This is a genomic window from Chthonomonas sp. (genome assembly GCA_016788425.1).
In the GTDB taxonomy this organism is placed as follows: Bacteria; Armatimonadota; Fimbriimonadia; order Fimbriimonadales; family Fimbriimonadaceae; genus JAEURQ01.
Window position 1 is genome coordinate 229,407 of sequence record JAEURQ010000001.1, and the last position, 17,654, is coordinate 247,060.

Below are 17,654 nucleotides of genomic sequence, written 5' to 3' on the forward strand. Positions count from 1 at the left end.
CCCGAGGAGGGACTCAACATGAAAAATCTCAAACTGACAATGGTAGTGGCGGCCTTGGCCGTCGGCGCTCTGGCCCTGGCCCAAGGCGGTCAAGGTCGCGGCGGTCAAGGACGTGGCGGCATGATGCAACGCGGCGGTCAACAATCGCCGGCGATGCTTCTGAACCGCAACGACGTCAAGGCTGATCTGAAGCTGACGGACGAGCAAAAAGATGCGATCCAAAAGATTCAAGACGAAAGCATGACCAAGATGCGCGACATGTTCGGCGGCGGTGGCCCCGGCGGTGGCGGCGGTGGCGGCGAACGACCGAGCGAAGAAGAAATGAAGGCGCGCATGGAAAAGATGACAGCCATGCAAAAGGAATCCGAAGCGGCGGTGAAGAAGGTTCTTACCACGGCTCAATGGGATCGCCTTGGCGAAATCCGCATCCAAATCGCGGGCAACGGCATCGTGACCGACGTGGAAATGCAGAAGACGCTGAAAATGACCGAGGCGCAAATTACCAAGGTGAAGTCGCTACAGCAAGGTATGAACGACGCCAACGCCTCGATCATGCAGCGAATGCGCGATGGCGAACTGGAGCGCGAAGGCGCGATGGAAGCCATGCAAAACAACCGCAAGGCGCTGAACGACGAGTACGCCAAGGTTCTCACGGCCGAGCAAAAGGCTCAGCTGAAGAAGATGGGCGGCGCTGAATTCAAGGCCGATCCGGAAGAAGCTAATCGCGGCGGTTTCGGCCGACGTGGCGGCGGACGCTAAGTCTCGCAAAGAACTGGAAATGCCCGGGCAGTTTTTGCTCGGGCATTTTTTGCGTCCGCAAAAGAACCAGTAAACATACTGGGCGCAAAACTTTCGTTTTCGGACACCCCTTCTTGTATAATGAGAATACGTATTCACCGCTGAATATCCTCATGAAAACTCTCCGATTTATGCTCCTGGGCCTGATATGTTTGGCCGCGACCTTGGTGCAAGCGACGCCCGAGTTTGTGGAGCACATCCCGGCGAACCAGGTGTTTGGCGAGGCCAGCGGAACCACCATGCGCAGCCCATCGGTCCCGCGCGACGGCGACGCCGTCACCCTCTGGGTTAAGATCGGATACAGCTTCTACTACAGCGACGTCGCCATATACTACACCACCAACGGCACCTTCCCGGGCGGATCGCGAGGCGTTGGTAGCGGCGCAACCCAAGTCGTCCGACCCACCTTTGTCCGCAACGAAGGCAGTGGCGGCGGCAACCAAGATTGGTGGAAGGTCACCCTTCCGGCGGGCACCCGCGAAGCCGGTCAGGTCATCAACTACCGCATCGGAGCCTGGGCCAGTGGCGGCGGACCCGAAATTTTCTCGAACAACTACGGCTGCTCGGGCGGTGGCTGCAGCAACCTGCCCACCGACTACCAGTACCTTGTGAAGGCGGCTTGGCCGGGCGCGGGCGCCGGATCGCCAAACCCGCAAGTTGGCTATCCGCCTGTGAGCTTTTGGAAAGAAGAAGCCATGGTCGGCAACAACTACGGCGCGGCCATGGTGGACCAAAACGGGACGCTCTACGACGTGTACTTCCCGACCCCCGGCGGCGTCAATGGCGTCGGCACCAAGAACGAGGGCTACGTCGGCGGACTCGACACGTTCCCGCCCGGACTGCCGCTCGGCAATCGCGGTCAAATGCACCTCAACCAAGCCATGGCGGGTCTCCGCGTGGACGGCACCACCTACTGGCTGAGCAATCAAAACGGCGTCGGCTATTCCAACGTGAGCCAGGGCTACCAGGGCGATTCCAACACGGTCGCGGGCAGCACCACGCTCACCGGTAAGGACCTCACAGTCCAGCAATACGACTTCATGCCCGCCGGCATCACGTTCCCCAACGACCTGGGCGGCACGCCTCAGCGGGGGATGTTTGTCAAGCGCTACCTGGTCACCAACACCGGCAGCAGCACTCGCCGCGCCACGTTCTACTACTATGCCGACTGGGCGATTAACGGCGGCGACAACTTCGACGACGTCTACTGGGACAACACGCGCAAGGTCATGGTCGCGCGCGACATCACTCCGCGCCAAGCGGCAGCGAGCGGCGAATACAACCCGACCACGTTTAGCGATTACACCAAGAATGTCAGTGTGTACTTCGCGACGACGATGAAGGTGCTTGGCTCGGTCGGAGGCTCCTCGGGCGCGACGGCCACCGACAACTGGCGCGAAACCAGTAACGACGCCGGTCAAGGCTGGATGGCTTCGACGATCAACATCGCCGCGGGCGCCACGGTCGAGGTCGACGTGCTCGTCGCCGGCGGATTTGATAGCTTCGGCAACGCCACTGGTACCTACGATTTCCAACTCGCGCCGGTGGTTGATTGGTTCATGGCCAACAGCATGAACTCCGTGCAAAACGCCACCAACACGTATTGGCAGAACTGGCTGGCGAGCGGCACGACGATGGAAGTGCCGAGCGCGCCGACTTACACCAATCTGTTTAAGCGCGGATTGCTCGGCACGATGATCCACTTCGACGCCAAAAATGGCGGCGTGGTGGCTGGCTACCACAACGGCGCGTACCCCTACGTGTGGCCGCGCGACGCGGCTTATGCGGCGGTGACGCTCGCCCGCGCCGGGCACTCGTTCGAATCGAGCGAGGTGTTGCGCTGGCTCCGCGAGGTGACCTACCGCGCCAACGAAACCTGGGGCGGCAAGGGCTTCTGGTACCAAAAGTACACCACCGACGGCTACATCATTTGGAGCGCGCCGCAGGTGGACGAGACCTCGGTCGTGCCGTGGGCCGTTCGCTACCAATACGAGGTCACTGGCGAAGGCAGCGTGCTCTCGCAAAACTGGCCGATGGTCCGCGACGCGGGCTTCGCTAGCAGCCAAGATTCCAGTATCGACTCGCGTCTATTCTTCGATGATCCGAACAATTTGATGAACTCGATGAACGTGTGGGAAGATAGCTTCGACGACTTCCTGTACTCAAACGCGAACGTTTACAAGGGCTTGGTGGATGCCGCGTGGATCGCCGGTACCCAGGGCGCGGTGACCGATCAGAGCACCTTCAATGGTCGCGCCGCCAGCATTCTGGGAGGCATTAATGGCCGCCTGGATTGGAATGGCGAAAACACCGACATCTCGCAGCTCGGATTGATCTATCCGTTCAACGTCCTGACCGCAAGCAATCCGAAGATGGTGAAAATCTTCAACCGCATGAACGGCACCGAAGGCGATCGCTGGGGGAATATCAAGCCGCTCGTGCGCACGTCTGGCGAGTGGAACGGCCTCGTCGATCGCTACTTTGGCGATACCTATTGGAACGGCGGCCCCTGGTTCCTTTCGACCATGTGGTACGGCCTCGCCCAAATGGAGCGCGCCGACGAAGTGGCCGGATTCACCGACGTGGATGGTCACAAGACCAAACTCGACCTGCTGATTCAGCGACTCGGTCCGGCCGGATTTGGCGCTGAGCAGATTGCGCCGAACAACAGCGAGCTGTACTCCGGATTCAAGCTGCAGGCCGCGTGGCCGAACGCATGGGAATCCATGTCCACCTTCGTGGATTCGCTGATGGCGTTCCTGGATTACCGCCCCGATGCCGCCGGTAACACCTTGCGGATCTCGCCCAAATTGCCGAGCGCCTGGCCAACCGCCACGTTCCGCAACGTGCGCCTTGGCCAACACCGCATGAACGTGAAGGTCGCTAACAGCGCGAGCACGCTCACGGTGGAAGTGCAAAACATCACGGGCAACGCGGTGAACGCCGAAATCTACTTTAAGCTCCCGAGCGGGTTTAAGCTAGGCCAAGCGTTTATCAACGACAATCCGGTGAGCGCCACGACCAGCGTAAACGGCACTCGGGTGCGCGTGGCGGGGGCCATCGGCACCGGCGCGGGTAGCGTCACTCGGTTCAGTGTCCGCAAGTCGGTGACCACTCCTCGCTTCTAATTTTTCGCGGCGAGGACTACGGCAACGGGGCTGGGCGTCTATAATGAAGTTAAGCGTTTAATGTTCAACTTCCTGCCCGCCCTGGTGCTGTTTTTGCTCCACGGATCCCTTGCTGGGGATGCGTCGGCGCGAGCCGTTGAACGAGCCCTCGCACAAAGCGCCTTCGCGCGCGAAATCGCGTTGGTTTGCCAAGTTTGGCAAGACCAAGAAACCGCGGCCCAGCCGCAAACCGCGCCGACCAAGTCGGTCGCAAGTTCCAACTTGCGCTGGCGAGTCAGCGCCCCGGCGATCGTCGCCGCTCCGCGCGTGTTCACCCGAACTCGCGCCGGACCCTTATCGGCCTAAACCCCACCCGGTTTTGCCGCTCGGCAGTAGCGTTTTGCTACGGCCCGTTCCCGTGACCCAAGGGTCCACCTTCCAACCATGATTAAGTTTTTACGAAAGATGTTCGACAGTTCCGATAAGGACGTCCGTGCGCTGCTGCCCACGGTCGAGCTTATCAACGGCCTCGAAGAAGCGGTGTCCACGCTCAGCGACGAAGCTCTGCGCGGCAAAACCCAGCACTTCAAAGACATGCTCGCCAGCGGTACCAGCCTGGACGACATGCTGCCCGAAGCCTTCGCGGTGGTCCGCGAAGTATCGAAGCGATTGCTGCACATGCGCCACTTCGACGTGCAACTGGTCGGCGGCATGGTCCTGCACCAGGGCCGCATCTCGGAAATGCGCACCGGTGAAGGGAAGACCCTCGTCGCCGTTGCTCCGCTGTATCTCAATTCGCTCGGCGGCAAGGGCGCGCACCTCGTCACGGCCAACGACTACCTCGCCCGTCGCGACGCGGCTTGGATGGGCCCGATCTACAACTTCCTCGGCGTGAGCGTCGGGGTTGTTCAAGGCCAGTCCGATGAAAACGACGAGCGTGGCGGTAGCTACATATACGATCCCGAGTATGTGGACGAAGACCCGCGCTATGCGCGCCTGCGCCCGTGCAGTCGCCGCGAGGCTTACCTGTGCGACGTGACTTACGGCACCAACCACGAGTTCGGATTCGATTACCTTCGCGACAACATGGCTTACGAGATGGATCAGCTCAGCATGAGCGATCTCAACTACGCGATCATCGACGAAGTCGACTCGATCCTCGTGGACGAAGCGCGCACGCCGCACATCATCAGCGGCGCGTCGAGCGAAGATGTCAGCCAATACAAGATGGTCAACGAGGTGGTGAAGACCCTGCAAAACGAGCTTCACTACACCGCCGACAAGAAGAACCACTCGGCCAGCCTCACCGAAGAGGGCATGGACTATGTGGAAGAGCAGCTGAACCTGCCGAACATCGCCAGCGACCCGCGGATTTTCCACCACGTAAACGCGTGTCTCAAGGCGCACGCCCTGTTCCAACGCGACGTGGACTACGTCGTTCGCGGCAACGAGGTCGCCATTGTCGACGAGAACACCGGGCGCATCATGCACGGTCGCCGCTACAGCGATGGCCTGCACCAAGCCTTGGAAGCCAAGGAAGGCGTGCAGGTGCAACGCGAAAGCCAAACGGTGGCTGTCATTACGTTCCAAAACCTCTTCCGCCTTTACGGAAAGCTGGCCGGGATGACCGGTACGGCGAAGACCGAAGAAGACGAATTCCGCAAGATTTACGGCCTCGATGTCGTCACGATTCCGACCCACCGCGATAGTCAACGCGTGGACCACGACGACGTGATCTACAAGACGCTCGAGGGCAAGATGCGCGGCATCGCCAACGAACTCATGCGCCTGTACGTCAAGCAACAACCGGTGCTCGTCGGGACCCGCTCGATCGAAATGACGGAAGTCGTCTCCGAGCGACTGACGCCGGACATGCTTCAACGCCTGCTCCTCGCGACTCGGCTGTACGATTTCAAGGAAGAAAAGAAGGGCGACCGCGCCGCGCTTAAGGCCGCCGAAGAAGTGGTTAACATGCCGCTCGCCGAAATCTCGCGAGACACGCTGAGCGCGGTTTGCGCCCAAGCCGGGTTCAGCGGCGACGCTCTGAACGCCGACCACTGGACGTACTTCAGCAAGAAGCACGGGTTCACGGACGCTAACCGCGAGTACTTTGACGAAGCCCTCAAGCACGGGATTCCGCACAACGTGTTGAACGCGAAGTATCACGAACGCGAAGCGTTGATCATTAGTGAGGCGGGCCGCAAGGGCGCGCTGACCATCGCCACCAACATGGCCGGTCGCGGGGTGGACATCTTGCTTGGCGGTCGCGTCGCCGACGATGTCATCAAGCAAGCTCAAGAAGAAGAGCAGCGCGATGGCAACAAGTTCGCCGAGCAGTACGCCAACACGTTTGCAAGTTTCCGCCGTGGTGGTGTCGAACGCGCCGCGCCGCCGCTTCCGCTGGACGACCAAGAGCGTCGCGGTCTCGCCGACGAAGTTCGTGCCCTGGGTGGTCTTTACATCCTCGGGACCGAGCGCCACGAGAGCCGCCGCATTGATAACCAGTTGCGCGGGCGATCGGGCCGTCAAGGCGATCCGGGCGAAAGCCGATTCTACGTGAGCTTGGAAGACCAACTCTGGAAGATTTTCAACCAGAAGATGCTGGAGAATCCGACCCTCAAGCTGTGGCCGCCGATGGAAGAAGTCAAGGCTGGCTTCCTCTCCAGCATGATCCGCAAGACCCAAGAACGCATCGAGTCGCACTTCTTCGAAGCGCGTAAGAACGTTCTGGAGTACGACGACGTGTTGAACTCGCAGCGCGAGCACATTTACGGCGTCCGCCGCGAAGTTCTGCTGGGCCGCGATACTCGCGAGGACATCAAGGAAGGGCTGGATAGCCTGGTCCGCGAAACCGTCGTCAACGCCAATTCGGTGGATGAAGACGGCCGCGTCGTGTTCAACTGGGAGTACATGTACGAAGAGCTGAACACGCTGTTCCCGCTCGTGGACTACGCGACCATTAACGAACTGGAGCAACACGGCACCGGCGAGGAACTGATCCAAGCCGTCACCGACATCGCTCACGACGCGATGGCCAAGCGCGAGGCGAGCATGGGCGAGGACGACTTCAAGCTCCTGGCTCAGCGCGTGATGCTGCAGGTTGTGAACGACCAGTGGCAAGACCACTTGCAGATGCTCGACTACATCCGCGAGGGCATCGGCTTGCGCGGCTACGGTCAAGTGGACCCGCTCGTGGCCTACAAGCGCGAAACGTACGACTTGTTCCAAGCGACCCTGCGCCACATCCGCGAAGAGTCGGTAAAGCTGTTGTTCCGCGCCGAACTGCGCCGTCCGCAAGAGTTCCCTGAGGAAGAAGCGCTCTCCGCCGCCGAAGTCCTCGGCGCGCTTTCGTCGCCGCCGAGCAGCGAAGGCAAGCCCGGCGAATGGCCGGATTCGGTGGACCCCAAGTTCGTCGGTCGCAACGAGACCTGCCCGTGCGGCAGCGGCTTGAAATTCAAAGCGTGCCACTACGCGATCTTCCGCGAAAAGGGGACGATCTAAGCGTGAAACTCGGTCTGTTTTTGGCCTTGTTCGGCGATAAATCGCTGGACGAGGCTTTGCAGATTTGTGCTGCCGAAGGACTGCAAGCCGTGGAGATCGGGGCGGGTGCCTACCCCGGCAACGCGCACCTGAACGTGGACGAACTGCTGAGCTCCAGCGAGGCGCGTGACCGTCTGTTGGGCAAGTTGGCCGACCACGGCCTGAGCATCTCGGCGATCAGTGTGCACGGGAACCCGATTCACCCGAACGGCGAAATCGCTCGGGCTCACCACGATGCGTTTGTTCAGGGCGTCGAACTTGCCGCCGCGCTCGGCGTGCGCAAGCTCAACGGCTTTAGCGGCTGCCCCGGCGATGGTCCGAACGCAACAAACCCGAACTGGGTGACCTGCGCTTGGCCGGACGAGTTTCGCGACATTTTGGATTGGCAGTGGAACCAATCCGTCATGCCGTACTGGTCCGAGCAGGCGAAGCTCCTCGCTCAGCACGAGGTGGAGTTCGGCATCGAAATGCATCCCGGTTTTGTGGTCTACAACAACGACACGCTGTTGAAGCTGCGCCGCGGGCTCGGCGACAATGGCCGCTGGATCGGCGCGAACTTCGACCCCAGCCACCTGTGGTGGCAAGGCGTGGACCCGCTACTCGCGGTGCGCGAATTGCTGGAAGAGCGAGCCGTCTTCCACGTTCACGCCAAGGACCTAACCATTGATCCGCTGAATTCCGGTCGCAACGGCAACCTCGACACCAAATCGTATGGTGCCATCCATGCGCGTTCGTGGGTGTTCCGCTCGTGCGGATTCGGGCATGGCGTGGAGTGGTGGCGCAGTTTTGTGAGCACGCTTCGCACGTTTGGCTACGACCACGTGCTGAGCATTGAGCACGAAGACGGGCTGATGAGCACGATGGAAGGCCTCCGCGCCGCGATCGGCACGCTCAAGCAAGCCGTGATCACCGAATCCGCCGGACCGATGTTTTGGGCTCGCGACTAAGCGAGCCTACTTTCCGTCGGCGCGCGTAAAGAGCAGCAGGCTGCCGATCATCGAGCCTTCCGGAGCGATGAGGGTGAGCTTCTTGTTGTCGTCGCTCGGCTTAAGCTGAAGTCCCTCTAGCGAGCCGCGCATCTGCTCGTTCTTGCCGGACGAAACCTTCAGCTCCAGGTTGCCGCTCGGCAAGGTGCTCCACGTGCCGGCGACTTCGCCGACTACCGGCAGGTTCAGGGTGAACGTTTTGTCGGTCCGCAACTCCATGTTCAGGCGCACGGTGGGCAGCTGGGTTTTTAGAGCCGCGCGCAGCATAAACGGCACACTCTCGTTGGCGTCGAGGATCGCTTCCCACTTGCCGACAAACGGCGAGGAGTTGAACGCGCATCCGGTGAGGAGTACGAGCGGCAGGAGTCGGCGCAGCATAGGTCACATTCGGAAACGAAATTGGCCGGTCAAAAGTTTCGATTCGGGTACCCTTAGGGGCGAACTTCCTATGGCAATTGATACCAGCGACTTCAAAAATGGCTTAGCGATCTACATCGATGGCGACGTGTACCAGATCATTGAGTTTCAGCATGTCAAGCCAGGCAAGGGCGGCGCATTTGTCCGCACCAAGCTCCGCCGGTTGAAGAACGATTCGACGATCGAAAAGACTTTCCGCTCCGGCGAAAAGTTTGACTCGGCGTACCTGGAGAAGAAGAAGTTTCAGTACCTCTACAAGGCCGGCGACGAAGTGACGCTGATGGACATGGACACCTACGAGCAGGTCGCCGTGGATGCCACCGCGCTCGGCTCGGGCATGAAGTTCCTCAAAGAAGAAGCGGAAGTCACGGGCATGCTGGTGGACGACGTCGCGATCGGCTACGAAGTGCCGAACTTTGTCGAGCTGGAAATCACCAGCTGCGACCCCGGCTACAAGGGCGACACGGTGAGCGGCAGCAGCATGAAGAACGCGGTGCTGGAAACCGGCGCCAACATCCAGGTGCCGTATCACATCAAGGAAGGCGATGTGATTAAGGTGGACACGCGCAGCGAGTCGTACCTGGAACGCGTCAACCGTAAGTAATTCGAGGGCTGGGCCAGCGGCGTGAGGTATACTCACGCTTCTGTCGCCTAAGCTTCCCTCTAGTGCGACCTTTATAGGATCACAACGATGGCAAAGAAAGTCACAAGCATTATCAAGTTGAATATCGCGGCTGGGAAGGGAACCCCCGCTCCCCCGGTTGGACCCGCACTCGGTCAAGCCGGGATCAACATGATGGAATTTCTCAAGAAGTTCAACGAAATGACCGCCCCGCAAATGGGCTACACGGTTCCCGTTGAAATCACGGTTTTCGAAGACCGAAGCTACTCCTTCATCGTCAAGGCCCCGCTTTCGAGCGACCTCATTAAGCGAGCCGCCGGCATCGACAAGGGCGCCAGCAACCCGCTGACCGACAAGGCCGGAACCCTCAGCAAGGACAAACTCCGCGAAGTCGCCAAGGTCAAAATGCGAGACTTCAACACCGACGACGAAGAAATGGCCATGCGCATTCTCGCCGGTACCGCCCGTTCCATGGGCGTCAAAATCGAAGACTAATCGGTCTTTCCGAAGGGGAACGTGGAACTAGGTCCATGTTCCCCTTTTTTGAACCCAAAAGTTTCTTTGGAATTCCAATAAACGGGGATGACTCATTCGACGAGTTCACCCGTCTATACAATGAAAAACGTGCGATCACTTTTGCTCCTGGCAACCTGTCTTGGTGGGTTCGGATTGGCTTATGCCGACCCGGATAAGGAAGCGCACGGCCCCTCGCAAGACATCGCCGACCTCATTCGTGAGGCCGCCGGAGCCGAAGCCGCCATCATCGCGGCCGGAATGATCAAGGAGGGCCAGAGCAGCGACCTCGCCACGTTTCTCCGCTATCCGACCGACGAAATCGCGGTCGTCGAACTCAAGGGTTCACAGATTCGCCAAGCCTTGGCCAAGTCCGTGTCGCTGTATCCAAGTCCGTACGATAGCTTTTTGCAGCTGAGCAACATGGACGCGAGCTTCAAAAAGTCGGCGTCGCCGGACGCTCGGCTGGAATTCGCCAACTTGGGCGGCCAGCGCCTCGACGATAAGCGTAGCTACCAAGTTGCGATGCCGGCCACACTCGCACGCGGGGGCCTCGGCTTCTTCCGCATCTGGGATAAGAACCAGATCAAGAAGACGCTCAACGGCATCACGCTCGAATCCGTGGTCAAGGGCAAAGCCGCCGCTGGCTCAGCGCCGCGCTGGCGGATGAGCTAAGGCGTTCAACGCCTGCGCTACCCGCTCCACCATTTGCGTGCCCGAATCGCGTCCGTGCAACTGGAGGTTCGCCTCGTATCCCCCTCGGTCGTAATCCTCCGGGGAAAGCACATAACCGATCCATCCGTTCACATGAGCGACGGGGAGCGTCCAAGTGAATCCAAGCACTCGGCCCTGCCGAGCAATCTGGCGGCCCAGTTCGGCGCTGGGCTCGCCGCCGACGCCAATCACCGCGAGCTTGCCGAGGCGAAATCCGGTGATTCGGCCTTGCGGCGGCGCGAAGCGGTTCACCACCGTTTGCGCCAGCTCCGGCGTCACGCCGTACTCTTTCGCAAAGTTCTTGTGAGGCTGCGGTTTGGCGCAGTCGTATGGCTGGTCAAAAATATCAAACTTCAGGTCAAGGGGGGCGCGACTTGCTCGTGCCAGCCCACCGCGGACGTCCCGCCGAAACTGCTGAATCCGAGCTTCGGGAGTAGGGCCTGGCATTGCCGGTGAGACATCGCCGAGCGCGCCCTGCGAGATAATCTGAGCGTCTACCGCGCTGGGCCAATCGCGCCGAGTTTGCAACTCGGTCGGGTCGTAGTTCACCGGATGAGCGGCGTAGTTGAACCAGATGTTGCGGCCATTCAGCTGAATCATGGTCGCCAGGGTGTCGGGCTGGGCAAACTTGCGGCGACCCCGATTCCGCGCCATCCGCCACGTCAACACCTCGGCCGACCGAACGGGCTGCCACCCTTTGTCGGCGGCCAGAATCGAGGCCGCAATCCGCTCGGCGTACCACGTCATCCAGCGCTTTCGGAACGTCGCGATGCCGGGAATCGGGATCGTCATCCGATCGTTTAGCATCTGCGAATCTGGCGCGCAGTGAGTATGCGTCGCGTGGAGAAACAGCGTGGTGCCAGCGGGGAGGCGCTCAGCCACCGCCGCCCGCAACGACTCGGGGATGGTGAGCAAATCGCACGAGGCGACAAACATGGTTCGACCTTGCCGCAAGCCGAGAACGCGCACGCCCAACTCTTCGCCGCCGGGCTGCAGGTTTGCGCCCTTTCGTTCGGTGTAGCCGCCCAGGGGCAGCGGCTCGGGCGGAGTGAGCGCCGCGTAGCCGGTGGTGAACTCCAAATTTGAACCCGCCAAAAGCACCCAAGCGAGTCCAATCATGCTTCGATTGTATCGGAACACCTGGTGAAAATGCTAAAATACTCCCGCATGAGCTTTCGAATCAGCCTGAGCACCGACCACCTCGCGGTCGAACCGGGCAACGCCCAACCGCTCTCGGTGACCGTGAATCACGAGGGCGACGAGGTCGAAAGTTTTGAACTTGCAGTGAAGGGAATTGACTCCACTTGGGTCGCGATTCCCGTGCCAAGTTTCGAGATCGAGCCGACCGGCTCGCGCACCGAACGCCTCCTCTTGCGCATGCCGCGCGAAACCGATTCCCGCGCTGGGCTCTATCCCTTCGTCATCAGTGTGCGCAGCTTGGCGACTGGCGAATCGCGCGAGCAGCAAGGAATTCTCGAGATCAAGCCGTACCACAACATCAACGTGGATGTGAACCCGAAGAAGGCGACGGTCAGCCCGACCCAGCCCAAGGCCAAGTTTGAACTTACGGTGATGAATCTGGGGAACCAGGAAGCCTCAATCCAGCTTTACGCCACGGACGTGGACGATCAGTGCGTGTTCGAATTCGACATGGATCGCGTGACGCTCGCGCCCGGTCAGCAACGCACCGTCGGCATGACCGCCGGATCGGGCAAAAAGAAGCTGGTCACGGCCGCGCGTTTGCACGGGTTTTCGGTCACCGCGCGCAGCACCGAGCTGCCGGGACTCATGGCGAGTTCGCAGGCGCAACTCGAAGAACGGGCCGCTCTCACCCCGGGCACCGTCGTCGGTGGGGTTGCATTGCTGACCCTGGCAGGTGCCTGGCTCTACGCGTTCCCCAAGCCGCCCAAGGTGCTCGATCTCGTTGTGGATTCGCAGATCACGGCCGGAGCATCGCTTCGCGTGGATTGGCGGTCAGAACATGCGACCGCATTCGAGGTCCTGATCAACGGCAAAGTTGTTAAGCGAAGCCTGGACGGCACCGGTTTCGTGCTGATTCCGATGGCCGATCCCGGGACTTACGAAGTCGTGGGCCGGGCGATTGACGGCAAGCAATCCGATGAGCGCCGCCAGCAGCTCGTCGTGAACCCCAAGCCGGAAGCCATCGCGCCCGAAATCCTTGAGTTCTCGGCCAGCCCCGAGCGTTGCCCCAAGGGCGGCACCGTGACCATCACGTACAAACTCGGCCCGAACGTGTCGCGCGCGACCCTCGCGCCCCTCGGCCAAATTCTGGATCCGAAACGCGAGTCCATCCAGGTCACGGCCACGCAAGAAGGCGAGATCGAATACACGCTGGTGGCCGAATCGTCGGATGGCCTCACCCAGAGCAAGGTCGCCAAAATCACGGTGTTCAAAGAAACTTTGGCCAAGCTCATCGCCTTCAAAATCGACAAGAAGGAGATCAATCTTGGCGAGTCCATTACGCTCGATTGGCAGAGCACGGGCACCGTCCGCGCCGAACTCAGCGATGGCAAGGAGACCAAAACCGTGAGCGCGACCGGCACCATGGTGCTTTCGCCCTCGGAGAACACCACCATCACGCTCACCCTCTTCGACTCCGAGGGCAACAAGGTGGTCGAGACAACCCGCGTCAAGGTCAAAAAGCCGGTGGAACCCAAGCCTACGCCCGATGGCCCGGTCTCGCCCGCCGATGACGACGCGACCAAGCCCAAGACGGCGCCGACTTCCACCCCGATCGAGAAGCCCAAAACCACTGAACCCACCGCATGAGAGCCCTGCTATCCGTTACTGACAAAACCGGTGTCGTCGAGTTCGCTCGCGGCCTCATTGACCATGGCTACGAGATTCTGAGCACTGGCGGAACCGCGCGCGCGCTTCGTGAGGCGGGTCTCACGGTGACCGATGTGGCCGAAGTGACCAACTTCCCCGAGATGCTCGAAGGCCGCGTCAAGACGCTGCACCCGGCGATTCACGGCGGTCTCCTTGGTGACGTCAGCAAGGCCGATCACGTGAGCCAAATGTCGGAAGCCGGGATTCAGCCGATTGACCTTCTCGCCGTGAACCTGTATGCGTTTGAAGCCACGGTGACCCAACCGCACACGCTGGCCGAGGCGGTCGAGAGCATTGACATTGGCGGCCCGGCGATGATCCGCGCGGCCAGCAAGAACTTTCAGCACGTCACCGTCGTGGTGAACCCGAGCGACTACGAGCGCGTGCTCGCGGCCATCGCCGACGGCTCGGTCGCGAAGCTCCGGCCCGAGCTCATGGCGAGTGCGTTTCGGCACACGGCCTACTACGATTCCAAAATCTCGACGTACTTTACGCGGGTGTTCGGTGGCGACACGTTTGCCAGCGAACTGACCACCGGGCTGAAGCTCAAGGAGAGCATGCGCTACGGAGAAAACCCTCACCAAGCGGGAGCGTTCTACGTCGATACGCTCGGCGCTAAGGGGCTCGCGCAAGCCGAGCAATTGTGGGGCAAACCGCTCGGCTACAACAACATCCTTGATGGCGATGCCGCCTGGGAGCTTGTGGCCGACCTGGATCCGGGCGCATGCGCCATCATCAAGCACGGCAACCCGTGCGGCGCGGCGATCATGGGCAACTTCGCCGACAGCTACGCCGAGGCTCGTAAGAGCGATCCGATCAGCGCGTTCGGAGGGATCGCCGCATTTAACGGCGAAATTGACCTTGCCGTCGCTGAGGCGATGACGGCGAAAGGCAACTTCCTGGAGGTCGTCATTGGCACGAGTTTCACGCCAGAAGCGGTGGAGATTTTCAAGAATCGCGCGGGCTGGGGGCAAGACGTTCGTCTGCTCGCCGCGCCGCTCCCCACCAACGAACGCGACCTTACCTACCGCAGCATTCGCGGCGGCATGCTGGTGCAAGAGGCCGACGAAGAGCCAGAAACCCGGTGGGAACTGGTCACCGAAAGCAAGCCAACCGGCGAAGAATGGAACGCGCTTCACCTCATGTGGTGGATCGTCAAGCACGTCAAAAGCAACGCGATTGTCGTCGGTGATGCGCAGCGCCTACTCGGCGTGGGTGCCGGTCAAATGAATCGCGTGCAAAGCGTGCGCCTCGCCATTGAGCAAGCGGGCGATCGGGTTGGGGGCGCGGTGCTTGCGAGCGACGCCTTTTTCCCGTTCCCGGATAGCATCGAGACGGCGGCCGCGGCGGGAATCCGCGCGATTATCCAACCCGGCGGAAGCAAGAAAGATGGCGATGTCATTGCCGCGGCGAACGAAAAAGGGATCGCCATGGTTCTAACTGGATATCGACACTTCCGACACTAAGAATTAGAAGTAGAATAGGAGCAACCGGTAATGAAGAATCAGACTGAATGGATTATCCGCGGTGTTTTCGCTGTCATCGCCATTGGCGTGATTTGCTACAGCATCTTTGGTGCCCGCGAACCGATTTCCCCGCCCGAGCCAGAGAAGCCTCCGCTCGGGAAGGTTGCCCTGCCCACTCCGGCGATCACCTATAAGAATGAACTGCCGGCCGGCGACAGCAACGGCGGTGGTGGCGGTGGTGGCGGAGCGCCATTTGGCGGCGGCGGACCCCCGCTTCCTGGCGGCGCCGGAGCACCCACCCGAGCTGGGAAGTAAGTGCGCGGACTGTTCTCCCGCTTCATTCGGGATATTGGTATTGACCTCGGTACGGCAAACACGCTCGTTCATTTGAACGGGCGTGGCATTATTCTACGTGAACCGAGCGTCGTCGCCATTGAGCGCGATACCGGCGCGGTGTACGCCGTCGGCGAGAACGCCAAGCGGATGCTGGGCCGCACGCCCGCCAACATCATCGCCACTCGTCCGCTCAAGGACGGCGTCATCGCCGACTACGATCAGACGGAGAAGATGCTCAGCGACTTCATCAAGCGCGCCACGCGCGGGGTGCCGAGTTACTTCGTCACCGTGGTCGTCGGCATTCCGAGCGGCGTCACCGAAGTCGAGCGTCTCGCCGTTATTGAAGCCTCGCGCAAGTCGGGTGCCCAACGCGCCTACGTGCTGGAAGAGCCGATGGCCGCGGCGATCGGCGCGGGAATGCCCGTCGAAGAGCCGATCGGCAACATGATCGTTGACATCGGCGGCGGTACCACCGAAGTCGCGATGATCAGTTTGGGCGGCATCGTCACCGCCAACTCCGTGCGCATCGCGGGAGATGAGATCGACGAAGCGATCGCCAACTATGTGCGCCGCGCCTACAACCTTTACATTGGCGAGCGGACGGCCGAACAGATCAAGATTGAGCTGGGCAGCGCTTACCGGTTGCAGCAGGAACTCAGCATGTCGGTGAAGGGCCGCGACATGGTTGCCGGGTTGCCGCGTAGCGCGACGATCAGCAGCGAGGAAATTCGCGCCGCGATCGCCGAACCCATCAATTCCATTATCGAAGCGATCAAGATGACGCTGGAAACGACTCCTCCCGAGTTGGCCGCCGATGCCATGAACAACGGCATTGTGCTGGCGGGTGGCGGCGCGCTCATTCGCGGGCTCGATACTTTGATTACTCAGGAAACGGGGATGCCGGTGCGGATTGCGAACGATCCGCTCGACTGCGTGGTCATTGGCACCGGGCGCATGCTCGAGATGCTGCATGATAATCCCAACATGCGTCGAATGTTGGAACGCTCATCCCAAGGGTAGAACCTCTACGCCGCGTTGATACGCTGGTGCCCATCGTCTGCGTGGCGGTGGCCGTTTTCGTCGGCACTCAGCAGAACCGGGCGCGGAAAAACAGCGCCACCGATCCCGTGACGAGCGTCGTGCGGCAAGTCGTCGCCCCACCAAGTCAGTGGCTGGGCGCGCGACTGGACGGACTCACCGACTTTTGGAGCGGTTTCACCAGCGCAGGGACTCTGCGCGAGGAAGTGCGTCGCCTGCGCGGCGAGAATGCGCACCTTCTTCTGTATTCCGATCGCGAGGCGGAACTGAGTCGCCGCGTGCAGAACCTCGAACAGCTTCTCGGCACCAAGTCCAGCCTCGCCGGGACCAAGGTGTTGGCGCGGGTGAGCGGCTACCACGTGTACGAAGATCGCGCGACCCTCAACGTCGGCAAGGCGCAAGGCATCGTCCCGGGGGCCGCGGTGGTGGGCAACGCCGGGCTCCTTGGCATTGTCCAAACGGTCAGCGCGAAGACCTCGCAAGTGCTTCTGATCTCCTCGTCCAGTTGTCGCCTCGGCGCAAAAATCAACACGTCGCCGCCGGTCGTCGGCCTCATTAAGGGCGAGACGAGTGTGCGGCTCGTGTTCGAAACCAACGTCACCGACCGTCCGATGGCGTCCGGCCAACGCGTCGTGACCAACGGGCTTTCCGACACGATTCCGCCCGGCGTGCTCATTGGTTATGTCGAGCGTAGCGAAAGCTCGCCCGAGTTCGGCGCGTCGCGCGCCAAGGTCGTGCCGGTCGAGAATCTGGCCGATGTCCGTGAGGTCTGGGTGATCTTGCCATGAGCAGTCTCACTCGCTTTCTCATCGCGATTCCGGCCTACTACTTGGCCGCGATCTTGGAAATGAACGCCCACCGCTTCGCGATTTTTGGCGTGGAACCGCAGTTTCTGCTCACCACCGGGCTGGTGTTTGCGCTCTTTGGCAGCCCCGCCGGTGGAGCCACCGCGGGCGCGGCGAGCGGGATTTTGCAGGGTGCCTTGGCGGGGGCGAACATGGTCGCGTACGGGATTTCGCGCACCATCGCGGGGTTCGCGCTCAGCTTTGTGCCGCGCGTCGGTGTGGTGGTTCGGGCCGGAGTTGGGTTCGTGGCCGTGTTTGCGGCGTCGCTTGTCGCCAATCTCGTGCTGATTTTTCTCGCCCCCCGCCCTGACCTAAGTTCTGCGTTGGGTAGTACAATTACGTCAGCGATTTACAATGGCGTGATCGCGACTCCGTTCTGTGCGCTGTTTGGCGTCGCCGGTCGTCAGAGCTCACGCTAAGCA

General features: G+C 60.9%; 16 protein-coding genes. 14 read left to right on the forward strand and 2 right to left on the reverse strand.

The annotated features are described in order from the left end of the window. Positions 1 to 45: 45 nt before the first annotated feature. From JNJ45_01130 to JNJ45_01150, 5 genes are all read left to right on the forward strand, one after another. Positions 46 to 759 carry a Spy/CpxP family protein refolding chaperone gene (locus JNJ45_01130; GenBank protein MBL8047260.1) on the forward strand — a complete coding sequence of 238 codons (714 nt, stop codon included), beginning with the start codon at positions 46 to 48 and terminating at the stop codon, positions 757 to 759. A 152-nt stretch (positions 760 to 911) separates the two neighbouring features. Further along, positions 912 to 3,926, forward strand: coding sequence for a hypothetical protein (locus tag JNJ45_01135; GenBank protein ID MBL8047261.1), 3,015 nt, complete (start codon positions 912 to 914; stop codon positions 3,924 to 3,926). A 60-nt stretch (positions 3,927 to 3,986) separates the two neighbouring features. Further along, positions 3,987 to 4,271: a hypothetical protein gene (locus tag JNJ45_01140; GenBank protein MBL8047262.1), complete on the forward strand. Its 285-nt coding sequence runs from the start codon at positions 3,987 to 3,989 to the stop codon at positions 4,269 to 4,271. A 78-nt stretch (positions 4,272 to 4,349) separates the two neighbouring features. Continuing rightward, positions 4,350 to 7,406 carry an SEC-C domain-containing protein gene (locus JNJ45_01145; protein MBL8047263.1) on the forward strand — a complete coding sequence of 1,019 codons (3,057 nt, stop codon included), beginning with the start codon at positions 4,350 to 4,352 and terminating at the stop codon, positions 7,404 to 7,406. Between the two features lie 2 nt (positions 7,407 to 7,408). Beyond that, positions 7,409 to 8,392, forward strand: a complete 984-nt coding sequence (locus JNJ45_01150) for a TIM barrel protein (GenBank protein ID MBL8047264.1) — start codon at positions 7,409 to 7,411, stop codon at positions 8,390 to 8,392. Positions 8,393 to 8,398: 6 nt separating this feature from the next. On the opposite strand, the gene JNJ45_01155 is transcribed toward JNJ45_01150, so the two are convergent. After that, positions 8,399 to 8,809 carry a hypothetical protein gene (locus JNJ45_01155; GenBank protein MBL8047265.1) on the reverse strand — a complete coding sequence of 137 codons (411 nt, stop codon included), beginning with the start codon at positions 8,807 to 8,809 and terminating at the stop codon, positions 8,399 to 8,401. A gap of 70 nt (positions 8,810 to 8,879) precedes the next feature. On the opposite strand from JNJ45_01155, the gene efp reads away from it, so the two are divergent. The 3 genes from efp to JNJ45_01170 all read left to right on the forward strand — a co-directional run bounded on the left by efp (position 8,880) and on the right by JNJ45_01170 (position 10,658). Next, on the forward strand, positions 8,880 to 9,452 hold the full coding sequence (gene efp, locus JNJ45_01160; GenBank protein MBL8047266.1) for an elongation factor P: 573 nt from the start codon (positions 8,880 to 8,882) through the stop codon (positions 9,450 to 9,452). 87 nt (positions 9,453 to 9,539) lie between these two features. Continuing rightward, positions 9,540 to 9,965 carry a 50S ribosomal protein L11 gene (gene rplK, locus JNJ45_01165; GenBank protein MBL8047267.1) on the forward strand — a complete coding sequence of 142 codons (426 nt, stop codon included), beginning with the start codon at positions 9,540 to 9,542 and terminating at the stop codon, positions 9,963 to 9,965. A gap of 129 nt (positions 9,966 to 10,094) precedes the next feature. Then, entirely contained in the window at positions 10,095 to 10,658 is a 564-nt protein-coding gene (locus JNJ45_01170; protein ID MBL8047268.1) for a 5'-nucleotidase C-terminal domain-containing protein, read from the forward strand. On the opposite strand, the gene JNJ45_01175 is transcribed toward JNJ45_01170, so the two are convergent. Further along, the gene (locus tag JNJ45_01175) at positions 10,632 to 11,816 is read right to left on the reverse strand and encodes a hypothetical protein (protein MBL8047269.1); all 1,185 of its coding nucleotides are present in this window, start codon (positions 11,814 to 11,816) and stop codon (positions 10,632 to 10,634) included. The two genes, JNJ45_01170 and JNJ45_01175, sit on opposite strands and share 27 nt — an antisense overlap. A gap of 48 nt (positions 11,817 to 11,864) precedes the next feature. Between JNJ45_01175 and JNJ45_01180 the strand changes: the two genes are divergently transcribed. From JNJ45_01180 to JNJ45_01205, 6 genes are read left to right on the forward strand one after another with little or no spacing between them, the layout of a single operon-like run. Next, entirely contained in the window at positions 11,865 to 13,487 is a 1,623-nt protein-coding gene (locus JNJ45_01180; protein ID MBL8047270.1) for a hypothetical protein, read from the forward strand. Beyond that, positions 13,484 to 15,013: a bifunctional phosphoribosylaminoimidazolecarboxamide formyltransferase/IMP cyclohydrolase gene (purH, locus tag JNJ45_01185; protein ID MBL8047271.1), complete on the forward strand. Its 1,530-nt coding sequence runs from the start codon at positions 13,484 to 13,486 to the stop codon at positions 15,011 to 15,013. Before JNJ45_01180 ends, purH begins: the two co-directional genes overlap by 4 nt. Positions 15,014 to 15,043: 30 nt before the next feature. Continuing rightward, a complete protein-coding gene (locus tag JNJ45_01190; protein ID MBL8047272.1) occupies positions 15,044 to 15,328 on the forward strand; it encodes a hypothetical protein in 285 nt (94 codons plus the stop codon). 9 nt (positions 15,329 to 15,337) lie between these two features. Further along, complete coding sequence (locus tag JNJ45_01195) at positions 15,338 to 16,369, forward strand: rod shape-determining protein (GenBank protein MBL8047273.1); 1,032 nt, start codon at positions 15,338 to 15,340, stop codon at positions 16,367 to 16,369. 26 nt (positions 16,370 to 16,395) lie between these two features. Next, positions 16,396 to 17,175 (forward strand): rod shape-determining protein MreC, encoded by a 780-nt coding sequence (locus JNJ45_01200; protein MBL8047274.1) that lies wholly within the window; start codon positions 16,396 to 16,398, stop codon positions 17,173 to 17,175. After that, on the forward strand, positions 17,172 to 17,651 hold the full coding sequence (locus JNJ45_01205) for a hypothetical protein (GenBank protein MBL8047275.1): 480 nt from the start codon (positions 17,172 to 17,174) through the stop codon (positions 17,649 to 17,651). The genes JNJ45_01200 and JNJ45_01205 overlap by 4 nt, the downstream gene beginning before the upstream one ends. Positions 17,652 to 17,654: the final 3 nt, after the last annotated feature.

Coding starts and splice junctions, on each gene's coding strand:
- JNJ45_01135 (MBL8047261.1), top strand. CDS start 912: ATGAAAACTCTCCGATTTATGCTCCTGGGCCTGATATGTTTGGCCGCG.
- JNJ45_01140 (MBL8047262.1), top strand. CDS start 3,987: ATGTTCAACTTCCTGCCCGCCCTGGTGCTGTTTTTGCTCCACGGATCC.
- JNJ45_01145 (MBL8047263.1), top strand. CDS start 4,350: ATGATTAAGTTTTTACGAAAGATGTTCGACAGTTCCGATAAGGACGTC.
- JNJ45_01155 (MBL8047265.1), bottom strand. CDS start 8,809: ATGCTGCGCCGACTCCTGCCGCTCGTACTCCTCACCGGATGCGCGTTC.
- efp (MBL8047266.1), top strand. CDS start 8,880: ATGGCAATTGATACCAGCGACTTCAAAAATGGCTTAGCGATCTACATC.
- rplK (MBL8047267.1), top strand. CDS start 9,540: ATGGCAAAGAAAGTCACAAGCATTATCAAGTTGAATATCGCGGCTGGG.
- JNJ45_01175 (MBL8047269.1), bottom strand. CDS start 11,816: ATGATTGGACTCGCTTGGGTGCTTTTGGCGGGTTCAAATTTGGAGTTC.
- JNJ45_01180 (MBL8047270.1), top strand. CDS start 11,865: ATGAGCTTTCGAATCAGCCTGAGCACCGACCACCTCGCGGTCGAACCG.
- purH (MBL8047271.1), top strand. CDS start 13,484: ATGAGAGCCCTGCTATCCGTTACTGACAAAACCGGTGTCGTCGAGTTC.
- JNJ45_01190 (MBL8047272.1), top strand. CDS start 15,044: ATGAAGAATCAGACTGAATGGATTATCCGCGGTGTTTTCGCTGTCATC.
- JNJ45_01205 (MBL8047275.1), top strand. CDS start 17,172: ATGAGCAGTCTCACTCGCTTTCTCATCGCGATTCCGGCCTACTACTTG.